Below are 14,449 nucleotides of genomic sequence, written 5' to 3'. Positions count from 1 at the left end.
GAAGCGATTTCGTTTCGGTGCCTTGCTTTTTTAAAGTGTTTCTTCAATCAGTTCTAATTCATTTTGCCAAAGTGCTGCGCTTGCATCACTCGGCATCCGCCAGTCACCGCGCGGAGAAAGCGCAACGGAACCGACTTTGGGACCGTCCGGCAGACAAGAGCGTTTGAACTGCTGGACAAAGAAGCGGCGATAGAATGTTTTGAGCCATTTTAAGATGGTGCGTTTATCATATGTGTCGCCAAATGCATAGGTGCACAGCCGGTAAATCTTTTTCGGAGAGAACCCGAACCGGATGATGTAGTACAAAAAGAAGTCGTGCAGTTCATAAGGACCGACCAGATCTTCTGTTTTTTGTGCGATGGTTTCGTCGCTTGGCGGCAATAATTCCGGGCTGACCGGTGTGTCGAGAATGTCAAGCAGGATTGATCCTGCTGTTCCCGAGAGACGACGTGCTTCATAAGCTGCCAGATGACGCACCAATGTTTTCGGTACGGACGCATTCACGCCATACATCGACATGTGGTCGCCGTTGTAAGTTGCCCATCCGAGTGCCAGTTCCGAAAGATCGCCTGTACCGATCACCAAGCCGTTTTGCCGGTTGGCATAGTCCATGAGAATCTGGGTGCGTTCCCGTGCCTGGCTGTTTTCAAATGTCACGTCGTGAATATCAGGATCGTGGCCGATATCTGCAAAATGAACATCAACTGCGTGTTTGATGTCGATGGTCTGCACCGGTACACCGAGTGCTTCACACAGTGCCGAGGCGTTCGATTTGGTGCGTGTGGTTGTACCGAAGCAAGGCATTGTAATTGCATGAACGTCACTGCGCGGACGGTCGAGTGCATCCATTGCACGAACGGCGACAAGCAGCGCCAGTGCAGAATCAAGTCCGCCTGAAATACCGACAACGGCCGTTTGTGCATGCGCGTGGGTGATGCGTTTTTTGAGTCCCTGCATCTGAATGGTGAGAATTTCTTCAAACGTTTCGTCTGCATTTGCACCCTGCGGAATAAACGGGAGTGTATCGATCGGACGGGTGAGGGTAGTCAATTCGTTCTGCAGAGAGAACGATACGGTTAAATAATCGTCCGAGGAAACGGCCGGATAGGTGGTCATTTTACGGCGTTCTGCCGCAATACGGTCAACATCGAGCTCTGTGATGGTGAGTGTTCCGGTCTGATAGCGGTTTTCCGCCAGCAGTATGCCGTTTTCAGCAATCAGATTGTGGGCAGCAAACGTCAGATCAGTGGTGGATTCTCCTTCACCGGCATCGGCATAGAGATAGCCGCAGACAAGCCGCGCAGACTGTCCTGAAACAAGCTGGCGTCTGTATTCTGCTTTGCCGACCAGCTCATCGCTGGCAGACAGATTGACGATAACCGATGCACCGGCTGCGGTATGGAATACGGACGGCGGAAGCGGCGCCCAAAGATCTTCGCAGATTTCCGCTGCAAACGTAAATTCGGGCAGTTCCATGCAGGAGAATAAAAGCTTTGTGCCGAATGGAACATCACTGCCTGCGAATGATACGATCGAAGTACCGCTCGGTGCCGGTGTAAACTGACGCAGTTCGTAAAATTCGTTATAGTTTGGCAGATGGGTTTTCGGGACAAGACCGAGCAGCCGTCCGCGTGAAATTACAGCAGCACAGTTATAGATTTTTCCCTCTACTGCGGCAGGCAGTCCGACTACGCAGACAAGATCGAGTGATTCGCTTGCGTCAATCAGCTCCATGAGTGCACATTCGGCACCCGACAGCAGTGTTTTTTGGAAAAACAGGTCGCCGCAGGTGTAACCGGTGATGCAAAGTTCCGGTAAAACGAGCAGTTTTACGTTTTCTTTTGCGGCCTGCTCCATCAAAGAAAGAATTTCGTCGCAGTTGTGTGCGCAGTCTGCCACAGAGATTTGCGGTGTGGCACAGGCGACTTTTAAAAATCCGTCAAACATGAAAAATCCTCCTTGGTTTTTCTGCACAAAGCAGTCAAAGCCGCCGGAACTCCGGCGGCTTATTTGTCTATTTATTTGGTCTGTTCTTTCATCCAAATTTCTTCGTTTTCGTGGCGGCGGGGGCGTCCCATCAGTTCCGCCAAAGCAGTTCCCACCGGTTTGCCGTCGAGCACTGCGCAAAGCTGTTCAGTGATGGGCATTTCCACCTGATATTCGCGGCTTAATGCCAGTGCAGCCCGTGCGGCAGAGCATCCCTCGACGGTCATGCCGACGCGCTTGACCGCTTCATCGGCAGGAATCCCCTGGCCGATCAAAATGCCGCAGCGGCGATTTCTTGAGTGCATACTGGTACAAGTCACAATTAAATCACCCATGCCGGTAAGACCTGTGAAGGTCTCCGATTCTGCACCCATTGCGAGTCCTAAACGTGCGATTTCAGCGAGGCCGCGTGTCATAAGCGCAGCTTTTGTGTTGTCGCCAAGCTCCATGCCGTCGGCAATGCCTGCACAGACGGCAATAATATTTTTGAGCGCACCGCCGAGTTCCACACCGGTCATATCATCATTGACATAAACACGCAGATTGGTGTTCATCAAAATATCCTGCACAAACTCAGCGCTTTCGCGGTGTTTGCATGCTGCTACGATTGTAGTAGGTACATTGCGTGCGATTTCTTCTGCGTGGGAAGGACCCGACAGCACAACAACATCGTGCGTAGGAATTTCCTGTGCGATGACCTCACTTAAACGCAGATGCGTTGATTCCTCAAATCCTTTTGCGACATTGGCAACAATCGCATTGGGCGCAAGATGTGAAGCGACTGCCTTTGCTGTTTCGCGTACTGCGAATGAAGGCACTGCCAGAATGACAAGCTCTGCCGTTTCGGCTTCGGCGATATCTGTTGTCAGATTGATGGAAGCATCGATTGCTACGCCGGGAAGCAGCTTTTTATTTTCACCGAACTTCCGAATGGATTCAATCTCCTGTGGGAATTTGGACCACATGGTGACGTCATGTCCGTATTTGTGGAGCATGACGGAAAGAGAAATACCGAAGCCGCCGCTTCCGAGAACCATAATACGTGCCATATCAAAAACCTCCAACCGATTTTAAAATTTATCTTGTGAAAGAAACTGCTTGACTGCCCATGGTGATTTGAGCACGACAATTTTATCTGTATATTGCTGTGTGATCTGCTTAAAATGATTGCGGCGACGCCTGCTGCGTCCTTTGAACAGTACCCAGAAAAGAAATTCCGCGTCGATCTTTTCCGGGCAGTTTTCTGCCAGATCAGGACGCGTTTGACCTTTGTACATCTGATACCGTCGCAGTACGCGGATAAGGCACCGCACACGTGAAAACTGGAACAGAATGATCCGGTCAGCATCTGTGAGCCGTTCGTTGAAATAGAGTTCGCCGTAGTTGCCGTCGATAATCCAGCTTTCGTGCTGTAAAAAATCCGCAACGAGTGCTTTGGCTTCTTCTCGATTGCGTTCGACCCATCCCGCTTCAAAGTTTATCGCATCAAGATGCAGCACTGGGATGGAAAGCTGTTTACCGAGTGTGGCGGCAAGGGTTGATTTTCCGCTGCCGCTGTAGCCGATGACTGCAATTTTCATTGTTTTGCTTTCTCGGCAGATTTCTTTTTAAACGAAACCTTGCTCTCTGTGCCCGAAAGCAGCCGCTTGATATTGGCACGGTGCATGAAGATTGCCAGCGCGCCGATCAGTGCAGATAAAATCACTTCCGTCCAGTGAACAGAACCGTATTGAAGCCATGTCAAAAACAGGTTTGCCAACGGATACATCACACCTGCAACAATCGAGCCAAGCGAGATATAACGCGTTGTGACGGCAAACAGCATAAATGCGACAAAGCAGCACAAAAGCGCCCACGGACTTAAAATGAGCATAGCACCTGCGGAAACAAGAATGCCTTTGCCGCCTTTAAATCCGTAAAAAACAGGGAACAGGTGACCGAGCAATGCCGCAAATGCGACCAGATAATCAAAAATGACGATGTCGCCGGGAACATGGAACAACAGAACAAGCAGACGCACAAACAGCACCGACAAAATGCCTTTTGAAAAATCACCGAGCAGCGTAAGAAGCGCCGCTGTTTTTCCAACGGTGCGCAGGACGTTTGTCATGCCGGCGTTTCCACTGCCATAGTCGCGGATATCACCTTTTTTAAACAACCGTGTGACGATGATTGCAAAGTTGATGCTTCCGAGCAGATATGCAGCAACCATTCCGGCTGCTAATACGAGCGTGCTTGTGATTGTCCATTCCATTCGTTTTTCTCCTTATGCTTTTGTATCTTTTGTATCGCGTTCTTTGATGATAAATTTAATCGGCGTACCGGTCAGGCCGAATGTTTCGCGGATCTGATTTTCAATATAACGCTGGTATGAGAAGTGAAACAGCTCTGCCTGGTTTACAAAGCAGACAAACACCGGCGGTTTGTTGGACGCCTGTGTCATATAGTAAATTTTTAAACGTTTTCCTTTATCAGACGGCGGCTGTACACGCGCGGTGCAATAGCCGAGCAAATCATTTAATCGGCCGGTTGTGATGCGCATTTCGTTGCTCTGTTTGACTTCGTTAATCGTTTCAAACATCCGGTTTAACCGCTGGCCGGTGAGTGCCGAGATGAACACGATCGGTGCATACGACATGAAACTGAAGTCTTTTTCGAGCTTTTTGCGCATTTCCATCATCGTCTTGTCGTCTTTTTCGACGGCATCCCATTTGTTGACGGCGATGACGCATGCCTTTCCGGCTTCGTGTGCATAACCTGCAATCTTCGAGTCCTGTTCGGTAAAGCCTTCGAGTGCGTCGATCATAATGACGCACACATCGGCACGGTCGACTGCCATGTAAGCACGCAGCACGCTGTAGTGTTCGATTTTTTCGAGCACTTTCGATTTTCTGCGAATACCGGCGGTGTCAATGAATACATATTTGCCGAATTCGTTTTCGACAATCGTATCAATCGCATCGCGCGTAGTGCCTGCAATATCGGATACGATGACGCGCTCTTCGCCTGCCAGGCGGTTAATCAGTGACGATTTTCCGGCGTTCGGCTTGCCGATGACAGCAACTTTTGTGTATTCCTCGCTGTAATCCGGATCTTCGTTCTCCGGCAGATGCTCAAGCACCGCATCCAGAATGTCACCGGTGCCGTGACCGTGTGCAGCAGAGAGCGGGTAGAGATCGCCAAGACCTAAGTTGTAAAACTCATAAAATTCAGCCGGCGGTTCACCGATGCTGTCACATTTGTTAACAGCAACCACAATCGGTTTGCCGCTTTTTCGGAGCATAGAAGCGACGTCTTTGTCGGTGGCGGTCATGCCTTCGCGCACATCGACAACCAGAATGATGACGTCTGCGCTCTGGATTGCGAGCTCCGCCTGACGGCGCATCTGCGCCAAAATTACATCGTCGGATTTCGGCTCAATACCGCCGGTATCGACGAGCAGAAATGTGTGGCCGAGCCATTCGCAGTCGGCGAAGATGCGGTCGCGCGTGACACCCGGTGTATCTTCGACAATCGAAAGGCGCTGGCCGATCAATTTATTAAACAGTGTCGATTTGCCCACATTCGGACGGCCGACGACTGCAACAATCGGTTTTGCCATAATGTTCTCCTTTTATTCTTCTGTATATGGATGAATGAGTGCGGATAATAGTTCTTCGCCGTCGTTTGACACAAGCTGTACCGGCACGCCGACACGCGCTTTGACATCCGAAAGCAGCACGTCGTCCAGAAAACGATCCTGTTCATGCCGGAGCATACAGTTTGGCAGCAAAAGCCGGTCGCCGAGCGGAACGTTTTCAAGCTGAGAGAGCAAATCCCTGCCGGTGACAAGTCCTGCCACGGTAATGGTATGCCCAAAAAAGTCGTTTTGAATGGCGACAACCTTACACTCTAAATTATGCCATTTCTTTTTCGCTTCGTCAACAAGCTGCTGCAAAAAAGGCTGTGCAGCTACACCTGTGGCAATCGTTACATTTGTATCCGGGATGGTTTCCGGCGATGTTTCGAGTGCAGCGAAAAATTCCTCCCGCTGCAATGCAATCGTACCAACACCGTTGTCGAGCTGATCGAAGTTTTCGTAATAAGAAGCTTCCGGGATCGGACGGTTTGCCAGAATGAAAAATTCGTCGGCAGGGAAGGCGAGTCGTGTGCCGTGTTCTTCGAAAAATGCTGCGGCGAACGATTCAATGCGGTCGATCGTTTCGCCGGCAGTCTGTTCGTTGTACGGATCAATGTGCGGCAGGCCGTCGCGGTATTTGGTAAGGCCAACCGGTACGCAGGCAATCGTCTGTACCGCGGGATACAGTTTGGAGAGATCGGAGAGTGTGCGGGAGAGTTCGTCACCGTCGTTGATGCCGGGGCAGAGCACAAGCTGTGCGTTGATCGTAATGCCTGCGGCGGCAAGTTTATCAAGATAGTCGAGGCTTGTGCCCGCAAACCGGTTTTTCATCATGCTGCACCGCAGTTCGCGGTTTGTTGTGTGCACCGAAACGTTGATCGGGCTGATGTGCATTTTGATGATTCGGTCAATTTCCTCTTCCGGGAGATTGGTCAGCGTGATATAGTTGCCGAACAAGAACGAAAGCCGGTCGTCGTCGTCTTTTACATATAATGAATCGCGCATTCCCGGCGGCATCTGATTGACAAAGCAGAAAATGCAGTCATTGCGGCAGGTGTGCTGGCGGTCAATCAGATAGGTTTCAAACGAAAGTCCGAGATCTTCGTATTCGTCTTTTTTGATTTTGATGGTTCGCTCTTTTCCTGCTTTGGTTGTCATGCAGAGCACAACCCGGCTGTCTGCCGCATAGAAATCATAGTCGAGTACGTCGCGGATGGGATTGCCGTTGATGGTGTGCAGAATGTCGCCGCATCCGATTTTCTTTTTTGCGGCAATGCTTTTTTCGCTGACAGCATGTACCGTAACACTCACAGACATACGCCTCCTTTAATAGAAAAATCCGTGGAAAGAAAAACTGCCGTCACACATTGCGCGGACGGCAGTTTTCAATAAACATTAAAGCAATAAAACGGCCAACCGGCCGCCAAAAAGCGGGAAGCGATTACGCTTCTTTTTTCAGCACCTGAACGCCTTTGTAATAACCGCAGTTTGTGCAAACTTTGTGCGGTGCTTTCAGCTCGCCGCACTGCGGACATTTTGAAAATGCCGGAACGTCGAGTTTCCATACGTTGGAACGTCTTTTGTCGCGTCTTGCTTTGGATACCTTTCTCTTTGGAACAGCCATTTTGGCACCTCCTTCAATGCACTACTATTTGAGCAGATCGCCAAGAACTTTAAGTCTTGGATCGATTTCATGTTGTTGACACTGGCAGATTTCGTGATTCAAGTCCTTTCCGCATACAGGACACAGACCTTTGCAGTCTTCACTGCAAAGCTGCTTGGATGGTAGATCCAGAACAATGTCTGAGACGGCAAGCGCGTCCATATCAAGCATACTGTCGGGTGCAACTGCGTATTCATCATGATCGGTGTTTTCGTCGCGGACGACAACGGCCGAAAACGATTTTTCGTAGTCGCGGAAGAATTCACAAAGACATCTGTCGCAGGCAAGCTTCAGTGTAAACTGTACGGTGTAGGAGAGATTCACAACACCGGCACGGTTTTGCACATCGCCTGCAATGTGTACAGGGGTGACAAACGGCTTTGTACCATAGAACGGATAATCTGAAAGATCGAGTGAATAGTCAAATGACTTCTTTTCACCGGTAATATCAAATATCTGTTTTAAATCCAGAACCATTCTTTCACCTCAATCGCTATGCCTAACTATTATACATAAGAAATAAGCCGTTGTCAACTGTTTCGTTGCGGTTTTACGGCTTTTTTCTTAAAAATATAATTTTGTGATTTTTACTGTATCATATCAAAAGAAAAATGTCAAATACTTGTTTGTGGCATCCGGGTATGATACACTAACAGTAAGGCAGAGAGGAGTGATCCGATTTGGGAAAAACAGCACTTGTATTAGGCGGCGGCGGTGCCCGCGGCGCCTATCAGGTTGGCGCCTGGCAGGCGCTTTGTGAGCTTGATATACCGGTGGATATTGTCACGGGAACGTCTGTCGGTGCGCTCAATGCCGCTGTGATTGCGTCAGGCGGCTTTTCGGATGTGGCGGATCTGTGGCGCACACTGCGCACCGATATGGTGTTTGATATTAAAATGGATACGTCAAAAACGCCCAAACAGCAGCAGGCGGAGATGGTGCGCCGTGTACTGCGGGATTATCCGCAGAAAGGTGCGATGGGCGCTTCGCCGCTTTGTGCGCTGATTCGGAAGTATTGCAGTGAGGAAGCGGTGCGAAACAGCCAAATTCGATGCGGAATCGTCTGTCATGATGTGTTTGCAGTGAAATCGGTGGAGCTTTTCTGTGACGAAATGGAGGAAGGGAAGCTCATTGACTACCTGCTGGCGAGTTCTGCGGTGTTTCCCGCGGTAAAAATGCACGAGATCGATGGCCGATGGATGATTGACGGCGGTTACAGCGACAATCTGCCCGTTGGGCTTGCAAAACGCGGCGGTGCCGATCGGTTCATTCTGGTGGAGCTTGGGAACACATTTGAATTAAAACCGACAGTCAAGCAGGCAAAACAGGTGATCCGGATTCATCCGTACCGGGATCTTGGGTCGATGCTTGTATTTGATCCGGATACAACTGCACGGAATATCCGGCTTGGATATCTGGACACGATGAAGGTTTGCGGTGTGTACGAAGGGATTGCGTTTACCTTTTTAAAAGGTACGTTTGCCCGTCAGTGGCGGCGGCGCACGGCACAGATTCAAAAAGTGGAACACGCTGCCGGACTTTCCTTTTCGCCGCATCCGTCCAAACGGGAAGAGGCGTTCTGGGTGCGTATTCAGACGTTTTTGACGAAAAAATACCGCCGCGAAGCCAGTGTACGGCATGTTGACTTTTTGCGGGCTTGTGCAGAATGTGCAGGCGAGGTGTTCGGGCTTTGTGATGAGAAAATCTATTCGTTTTATCGGTTTAACGAGCGGCTGGCAGATGCGCAGAAAAAAGTGGAGCGGCCGGTATTTGCACGAATGGATGCGGCAGCGCTGCAAAATTCGATGAAGCTGTTTGATAAAAAAGTACGTGTGTGCGTGATTGCGGATCTGCTGCACCGCGGTGCACAGGAAAAACAAACGATCAATCTGTTTGCATTTTCGCTTCTGTTTCCGGAAGAAACACTGGCAGGATATTATCTGGCAGCGTTTTTACTGTAAAACGATCGATCATCGGGAGGATTTGCCTGACGGCAGACTTTCTGTTATAATAAGTAGAAAATAAACGGAAAAGGGAGGGATTCAATATGAAAATCCAGGAATCGGCAGAAAATTATTTGGAGACGATTCTCGTGCTGCAGCGGCGGCTTGGAATGGTGCGGTCGATTGATATTGTCAATGAACTCTCGTTTTCAAAGCCGAGTGTCAGTGTGGCAATGAAAAACCTGCGGCAGAACGGATATGTCAACATGGACGGCGCCGGATACTTAACGCTCACAGAAAAGGGAATGGAGATTGCGCAGTCGGTTTATGAAAAGCACCGATTACTGTCGGCGTGGCTGTGTGCACTTGGCGTGGACGAAAAAACAGCTTCGGAGGATGCATGCCGCATGGAGCACGTCATCAGTGCGGAAAGCTTTGCTGCGATCCGTCGTCATGCACAGCAGATGGAGGCAAGACTGAAAGAAGGAAAGAATGATGCACATTCTTGAGAATACGCCGACGCTTTTGACTGAGCGTTTGATTCTGCGCCGGTTTACGCCTGAAGATCTGCCGGCTTTTTTTGAGATCATGCGGGATAAAGAGACTAACACGTTTTTGCCGTGGTTTTGTCCGCAGACAATAGCGGAAGCCGAAACAATGCTTTATGAGCGGTATCTTTCCTGGTATGGGCGGCCGAGTGCATACCGCTATGCGATTTGTTTGAAAGAGGATGACTGTCCCATTGGATATATGGGCCTTGGCGAAGCAGACAGCTATGATTTTGGCTATGGACTCCGCGCGCCGTTTTGGCATAAAGGAATTGTCCGGGAGGCGGCACAGGCGGTCGTTTCTCGGATCAAAGCGGCAGGATATCCGTATATTACGGCAACGCATGACCAAAAGAATCCTCGAAGCGGCGCTGTGATGCAGGCGATTGACATGAAATACTGTTATTCGTATGAAGAGCAGTGGCAGCCGAAAGACTTCCCAGTGATTTTTCGAATGTATCAGCTCAATTTCGATGGAAACGATGCGCAAGTCTATCAAAAATACTGGGAGCAGTCGGATGTTCATTTCGTGGAGAATATCGAAACATAAAACGACCGGAACCGTTTATGGTTCCGGTCGTTCGTTTTGTGCAATCAGGCGGTTGATTCCGTCTGATGGGTAGCCAAGCAGTGCGCCGAATGCCGAAGCAATCGCAAAGCGCGCATCTTTGTCATAGGTGTTTGCGGTGAGGTAACGTTCTTTTTCCTGTCGGATTTCTTTGTAGCGTGCAAGGACCTGTGGATCACGATAAAACAGAAAATGCGATTTGTTCTTGTTCTTTTCAAACGGGAATAAATCGGTCACCAGACTGTCCAGCTCCAAATAAAAAGAAATACGGTGCTTTTTGGCGCATTCTTCGACAAACGGAAGATATTCTTCACAGTCTTCTTTGCTTGGCAGCGGTTCGCTCAATGCAAGCGGCTTTAATCCGGCAGCCACCATTTCGCAAAAACAGTCGATAATTCCGCAGTGGAACGAATAGAGATCGAGTTTTGGCATAATATCCTCTCCTTTTTTATCAGTGTAGCATGAAATTTGAATGGATACAAGCTATCATTCTATTGACTTTGCAAAACAGCTGTGCTAAGGTAAAACAAAATGAAATGCAAAGGGGATTTTTGAATGCGTGCGATTATGGTGATGTTTGATTCACTCAATAAACGAATGCTCAATCCGTATGGATGCGACTGGACGAAAACACCGAATTTTTCGCGTCTCGCTGAGCATACGGTGCAGTTTGACAACTGCTATGTCGGCAGTATGCCGTGCATGCCGGCAAGACGCGAACTGCACACGGGACGGTATAATTTCCTGCACAGAAGCTGGGGACCGCTTGAGCCGTTTGACGATTCCATGCCGGAGATATTAAGAAATCACGGCATTCACTCTCATCTGGTGACCGACCATTATCACTATTTTGAAGACGGCGGTGCTACATATCACACACGCTATCGTTCTTATGAGAATTTCCGCGGGCAGGAGGGCGATGCATGGAAAGGTGTCGTCGGCAGTGAATGGCCCGAAAACCGTAACGGACGAATGGGCGGTGCGGAATATTGGAATGAGCAGGATCAGGTGAACCGTTCCTATCAGGATACAGAGGAAAAACAGCCGCAGTCGCTGACGTTTTCGGCAGGTCTTTCGTTTATGGAAACGAATCACGACAAGGATAACTGGTTTTTGCAGATTGAAACATTCGATCCGCACGAGCCGTTTTATTCGCAGCAGCGGTTTAAAGATCTGTATCCGCACGAATACCACGGCGCGCTGTTCGATTGGCCGCCGTATCAAAAAGTGACCGAGGACGACGAAACGATACATCATCTGCGGATGGAATATGCGGCGCTTTTGTCCATGTGCGATGAATCAATGGGCAAAGTACTCGACATGATGGAGCGGTATAAGATGTGGGATGATACAATGCTCATCGTCTGTACCGATCATGGCTTTATGCTCGGCGAACACGATCACTGGGCAAAATGCTATTTTCCGTTTTACAACGAAGTGGCAAACACGCCGCTGTTCATCTGGGACCCGCGGCTTCGTGAAAAAGGCGTCAGACGGTCAAGCCTTGTACAGACGATCGATTTTCCGGCAACACTGCTTTCCTTTTTTGGATTGCCGTTGCCTCCTGATATGCAGGGAAAACCGCTTGACGGTGTGATGAAAGACGACACACCGGTCAGAGAAGCGGCGTTGTTTGGTATTCACGGTGGACAGATCGGATGTACAGACGGCAGATATGTATATCTGCGCGCACCGAAACCGGATAATACGCCGTTGTATCAATACACGCTCATGCCAACGCGTCACGGCGGACGGCGGTCGTTTTTCGACCCGGAAGAGCTTGTCACCATGGAAAAGCATCCGCCGCTGTCGTTTACAAAAGGACTGCCGGTCATGCGCACGGTGAGCCATTGCGCAAACGGACAGCACCGGTATCCGACTGAACTGTTTGATTTGAAAAATGATCCGCAGCAGACGCATCCGATTTCCGATCCGGAGACAGAAGCGCGGATGTGCTGTCTGATGAAACGGTGTATGGAAGAAAATGATGCACCGGCAGAGCAGTATGAACGCATGATGCTTTAAAATAAAATGATGGCAGAAAAAAACAGTTGCATTCATGCGTTTACATCGTCGCTTTTTATGATATAATGATAGAAAAAACAGCATAAAGGGTGAATGAGGTTTGACTAAACGCGCGAAACTGATTGCACTGACCAGCACAATTTCGTTTTGTATTGTTTTGACACTTGTTTTGTGGATTTTTATGCCGGTGTGCGGTGCATGCGGAAACAGGCTTTGCTTTGGAAGCTGTTTGAAAACACCACAGCAGGTTGAATCGGTAGACGATTCGAAGTATGAAAAACCGGACGGCGTTTTATCGACACAGCTTGCCGAAACGGCAGAGGCAAGCGACGCATACATGGAAAATGTTTATTTTATCGGAGATTCGCGGACTGTCGCGCTTTCGACCGTCGGTGTCGATGAAGATCATCTGTTTGCAGAAGTGGGACTTTCGCATGATCATGCACTCGATAAGCGGACCGTTGTGATGGAAGATAAAACAATGGTGACCATTCCGGATGCGGTACGGATTACGGCGCCCAAAATTGCGATTGTGAATTTTGGCGTCAACGGCATCGGTTACATGGATGAAGACAGCTTTTTAGAAGATTATCGGGAAATGATGGAAACGCTCAGAGAATGTTCGCCGGATACGATTTTTGTGATCGAGGCGATTCTCCCGGTTTCTTCTTGGTATGAATCGCAGACAAATGTCCGCAATCAGACAATCACCAATATGAATCAAAAGCTTTATGATCTGGCGGAAGAACTGGGATGCTATTATTTGGCAACCGATGTGGTGATGCTCGATGAAGACGGCACACTGAAGAAAGAATATGACAGTGGAGATGGTTTGCATTTCAGTCAGAGCGGATATGAAGTGATTCTCCAATATGTCAAAACGCATCAGGTACCATAAAGAAAAAGAGGTTGATCGATTATGAAACTTACGTATTTCGGAACAGCGGCTGCCGAAGGATGGCCGGCGCTGTTTTGCCGCTGCGAAGCATGTGCAGCTGCGCGCAAACTCGGCGGAAAAAATATCCGCACACGCAGTCAGTCACTTGTAAACGATGATCTGCTCATTGATTTTCCGGCAGATACGTACGACCATATGCTGCACGGCGGACTCAATCTGGATGCAGTGCGTTACCTGCTTGTGACACATGCGCATGAGGACCATTTTTATCCCGAGGATTTGGCAAATCGTCAGGAGCCGTATGCGTCGCCGCGTGCACCACATGTGTTAGAAGCGTACGGAAATGACGCGGTTTGTGCGGCATATGACCGTGTTGCGTCGATTGAGTATAATACAGCACTTCCGGATGTGGTTTCGATGACGGAGGTACAGCCGTATGAAGAATACATCATCGGACGGTATACGGTGTATCCGATGCTTGCCGACCATAATCAGGCGGAGAAATGCCTGATTTATGTGATCAAAGAAAACGATACCGGAAAAACGCTGCTGTATGCGCATGATACAGGGTATCTCGTGGACAGTGTCTGGGATTTTATCACCGAAAAGGGATTTGTGTTTGATCTGGTTTCCCTTGACTGCACACATGGCAAAGAGCCGGCACGGCGCAATCATATGGGACTTCAAACCGATGCAGAAATCAAAGAACGTCTGATTCGGGAAGGACATGCAACGGCATCGACCGTGTTTGTTGTCAATCATTTTTCGCATAACTGCAATTATCTGACACACGAGGAGATCGAGCAGGATGCAAAACAATACGGCATGCTTGTTTCATATGATACGATGAGCGTTGAGGTCTGACCTTTCTTTTCCTTGCATAGCGGTGCAGTGAATGCACATGCTGAAAAGGGAAAGGAGTGTGTCCCTTTTGAAAGAGCAAAAGATGAAGCGTCCGCAGAAAAAGGCAATGCGCATTGTGAAAGCCGGACAGGAAAAAAGCAATACCGATCCGTTTGGAAGCTATACAGGTGTATGTCAGCGCCGCAGTGAGATCCCGGTACAGGATGCGGATGATCTTTAAACACACAAAAAAAGAACGCTTCAAAGGGAGGCGCTTCGTATGGAAGTTGCCTCCCTTTGTGTAAAGGAGTGGGTAAGTTGTGATTTTTTATCACGGTAGTTCCGTCAAAGGACTG

16 protein-coding genes are annotated in these 14,449 nt (G+C 49.1%); 7 read left to right on the top strand and 9 right to left on the bottom strand.

The features are described 5' to 3' along the window. Window positions 1-30: 30 nt before the first annotated feature. From H6A12_RS09595 to H6A12_RS09560, 8 genes are all read right to left on the bottom strand, one after another. Window positions 31-1,947: an NAD(+) synthase gene (locus tag H6A12_RS09595; protein ID WP_204447330.1), complete on the bottom strand. Its 1,917-nt coding sequence runs from the start codon at window positions 1,945-1,947 to the stop codon at window positions 31-33. A gap of 71 nt (window positions 1,948-2,018) precedes the next feature. Continuing rightward, on the bottom strand, window positions 2,019-3,035 hold the full coding sequence (locus tag H6A12_RS09590) for an NAD(P)H-dependent glycerol-3-phosphate dehydrogenase (RefSeq protein WP_204447328.1): 1,017 nt from the start codon (window positions 3,033-3,035) through the stop codon (window positions 2,019-2,021). A 21-nt stretch (window positions 3,036-3,056) separates the two neighbouring features. Continuing rightward, a complete protein-coding gene (locus H6A12_RS09585; protein ID WP_204447325.1) occupies window positions 3,057-3,566 on the bottom strand; it encodes a DNA topology modulation protein FlaR in 510 nt (169 codons plus the stop codon). Next, window positions 3,563-4,240 (bottom strand): glycerol-3-phosphate 1-O-acyltransferase PlsY, encoded by a 678-nt coding sequence (plsY, locus tag H6A12_RS09580; RefSeq protein ID WP_204447323.1) that lies wholly within the window; start codon window positions 4,238-4,240, stop codon window positions 3,563-3,565. Before plsY ends, H6A12_RS09585 begins: the two co-directional genes overlap by 4 nt. Before the next feature lie 12 nt (window positions 4,241-4,252). After that, complete coding sequence (der, locus tag H6A12_RS09575) at window positions 4,253-5,587, bottom strand: ribosome biogenesis GTPase Der (RefSeq protein WP_204447321.1); 1,335 nt, start codon at window positions 5,585-5,587, stop codon at window positions 4,253-4,255. Between the two features lie 12 nt (window positions 5,588-5,599). Continuing rightward, the gene (locus H6A12_RS09570) at window positions 5,600-6,922 is read right to left on the bottom strand and encodes a DUF512 domain-containing protein (protein ID WP_207753213.1); all 1,323 of its coding nucleotides are present in this window, start codon (window positions 6,920-6,922) and stop codon (window positions 5,600-5,602) included. 124 nt (window positions 6,923-7,046) lie between these two features. After that, entirely contained in the window at window positions 7,047-7,229 is a 183-nt protein-coding gene (gene rpmF, locus H6A12_RS09565; RefSeq protein ID WP_204447317.1) for a 50S ribosomal protein L32, read from the bottom strand. 24 nt (window positions 7,230-7,253) lie between these two features. After that, the gene (locus H6A12_RS09560; protein WP_204447315.1) at window positions 7,254-7,745 is read right to left on the bottom strand and encodes a YceD family protein; all 492 of its coding nucleotides are present in this window, start codon (window positions 7,743-7,745) and stop codon (window positions 7,254-7,256) included. Between the two features lie 203 nt (window positions 7,746-7,948). Here H6A12_RS09560 and H6A12_RS09555 point away from each other — a divergent pair, with 203 nt between their 5' ends. From H6A12_RS09555 to H6A12_RS09545, 3 genes are all read left to right on the top strand, one after another. Continuing rightward, window positions 7,949-9,229: a patatin-like phospholipase family protein gene (locus H6A12_RS09555; protein WP_204447313.1), complete on the top strand. Its 1,281-nt coding sequence runs from the start codon at window positions 7,949-7,951 to the stop codon at window positions 9,227-9,229. Between the two features lie 86 nt (window positions 9,230-9,315). Beyond that, a complete protein-coding gene (locus H6A12_RS09550) occupies window positions 9,316-9,720 on the top strand; it encodes a metal-dependent transcriptional regulator (RefSeq protein ID WP_204447312.1) in 405 nt (134 codons plus the stop codon). After that, the gene (locus H6A12_RS09545) at window positions 9,704-10,309 is read left to right on the top strand and encodes a GNAT family N-acetyltransferase (protein ID WP_345941242.1); all 606 of its coding nucleotides are present in this window, start codon (window positions 9,704-9,706) and stop codon (window positions 10,307-10,309) included. Before H6A12_RS09550 ends, H6A12_RS09545 begins: the two co-directional genes overlap by 17 nt. A 15-nt stretch (window positions 10,310-10,324) precedes the next feature. Here the strand turns inward: H6A12_RS09545 and H6A12_RS09540 are convergent, their stop codons facing one another. Then, the gene (locus tag H6A12_RS09540; RefSeq protein WP_204447311.1) at window positions 10,325-10,759 is read right to left on the bottom strand and encodes a hypothetical protein; all 435 of its coding nucleotides are present in this window, start codon (window positions 10,757-10,759) and stop codon (window positions 10,325-10,327) included. A gap of 123 nt (window positions 10,760-10,882) precedes the next feature. Between H6A12_RS09540 and H6A12_RS09535 the strand changes: the two genes are divergently transcribed. From H6A12_RS09535 to H6A12_RS09520, 4 genes are all read left to right on the top strand, one after another. Then, a complete protein-coding gene (locus H6A12_RS09535) occupies window positions 10,883-12,352 on the top strand; it encodes a sulfatase (protein ID WP_204447310.1) in 1,470 nt (489 codons plus the stop codon). Between the two features lie 100 nt (window positions 12,353-12,452). Further along, window positions 12,453-13,250, top strand: a complete 798-nt coding sequence (locus H6A12_RS09530) for a GDSL-type esterase/lipase family protein (RefSeq protein WP_204447309.1) — start codon at window positions 12,453-12,455, stop codon at window positions 13,248-13,250. A 21-nt stretch (window positions 13,251-13,271) separates the two neighbouring features. Next, a complete protein-coding gene (locus H6A12_RS09525) occupies window positions 13,272-14,114 on the top strand; it encodes an MBL fold metallo-hydrolase (RefSeq protein WP_204447308.1) in 843 nt (280 codons plus the stop codon). Window positions 14,115-14,181: 67 nt separating this feature from the next. Beyond that, complete coding sequence (locus H6A12_RS09520; protein ID WP_204447306.1) at window positions 14,182-14,334, top strand: hypothetical protein; 153 nt, start codon at window positions 14,182-14,184, stop codon at window positions 14,332-14,334. Window positions 14,335-14,449: the final 115 nt, after the last annotated feature.

The sequence above is a fragment of the Merdimmobilis hominis genome (assembly GCF_016901855.1).
Classification (GTDB): Bacteria; Bacillota; Clostridia; order Oscillospirales; family Ruminococcaceae; genus Paludihabitans.
Note: the sequence above shows the minus strand (reverse complement) of the source record. Positions and strands in the feature narration are given on the sequence as shown.

Bases quoted from the DNA above. Each gene is read 5' to 3' on its own strand.
- H6A12_RS09595 (WP_204447330.1), bottom strand. From the start codon at position 1,947: ATGTTTGACGGATTTTTAAAAGTCGCCTGTGCCACACCGCAAATCTCT.
- H6A12_RS09590 (WP_204447328.1), bottom strand. From the start codon at position 3,035: ATGGCACGTATTATGGTTCTCGGAAGCGGCGGCTTCGGTATTTCTCTT.
- H6A12_RS09585 (WP_204447325.1), bottom strand. From the start codon at position 3,566: ATGAAAATTGCAGTCATCGGCTACAGCGGCAGCGGAAAATCAACCCTT.
- plsY (WP_204447323.1), bottom strand. From the start codon at position 4,240: ATGGAATGGACAATCACAAGCACGCTCGTATTAGCAGCCGGAATGGTT.
- der (WP_204447321.1), bottom strand. From the start codon at position 5,587: ATGGCAAAACCGATTGTTGCAGTCGTCGGCCGTCCGAATGTGGGCAAA.
- H6A12_RS09570 (WP_207753213.1), bottom strand. From the start codon at position 6,922: ATGTCTGTGAGTGTTACGGTACATGCTGTCAGCGAAAAAAGCATTGCC.
- rpmF (WP_204447317.1), bottom strand. From the start codon at position 7,229: ATGGCTGTTCCAAAGAGAAAGGTATCCAAAGCAAGACGCGACAAAAGA.
- H6A12_RS09560 (WP_204447315.1), bottom strand. From the start codon at position 7,745: ATGGTTCTGGATTTAAAACAGATATTTGATATTACCGGTGAAAAGAAG.
- H6A12_RS09550 (WP_204447312.1), top strand. From the start codon at position 9,316: ATGAAAATCCAGGAATCGGCAGAAAATTATTTGGAGACGATTCTCGTG.
- H6A12_RS09545 (WP_345941242.1), top strand. From the start codon at position 9,704: ATGATGCACATTCTTGAGAATACGCCGACGCTTTTGACTGAGCGTTTG.
- H6A12_RS09540 (WP_204447311.1), bottom strand. From the start codon at position 10,759: ATGCCAAAACTCGATCTCTATTCGTTCCACTGCGGAATTATCGACTGT.
- H6A12_RS09535 (WP_204447310.1), top strand. From the start codon at position 10,883: ATGCGTGCGATTATGGTGATGTTTGATTCACTCAATAAACGAATGCTC.
- H6A12_RS09525 (WP_204447308.1), top strand. From the start codon at position 13,272: ATGAAACTTACGTATTTCGGAACAGCGGCTGCCGAAGGATGGCCGGCG.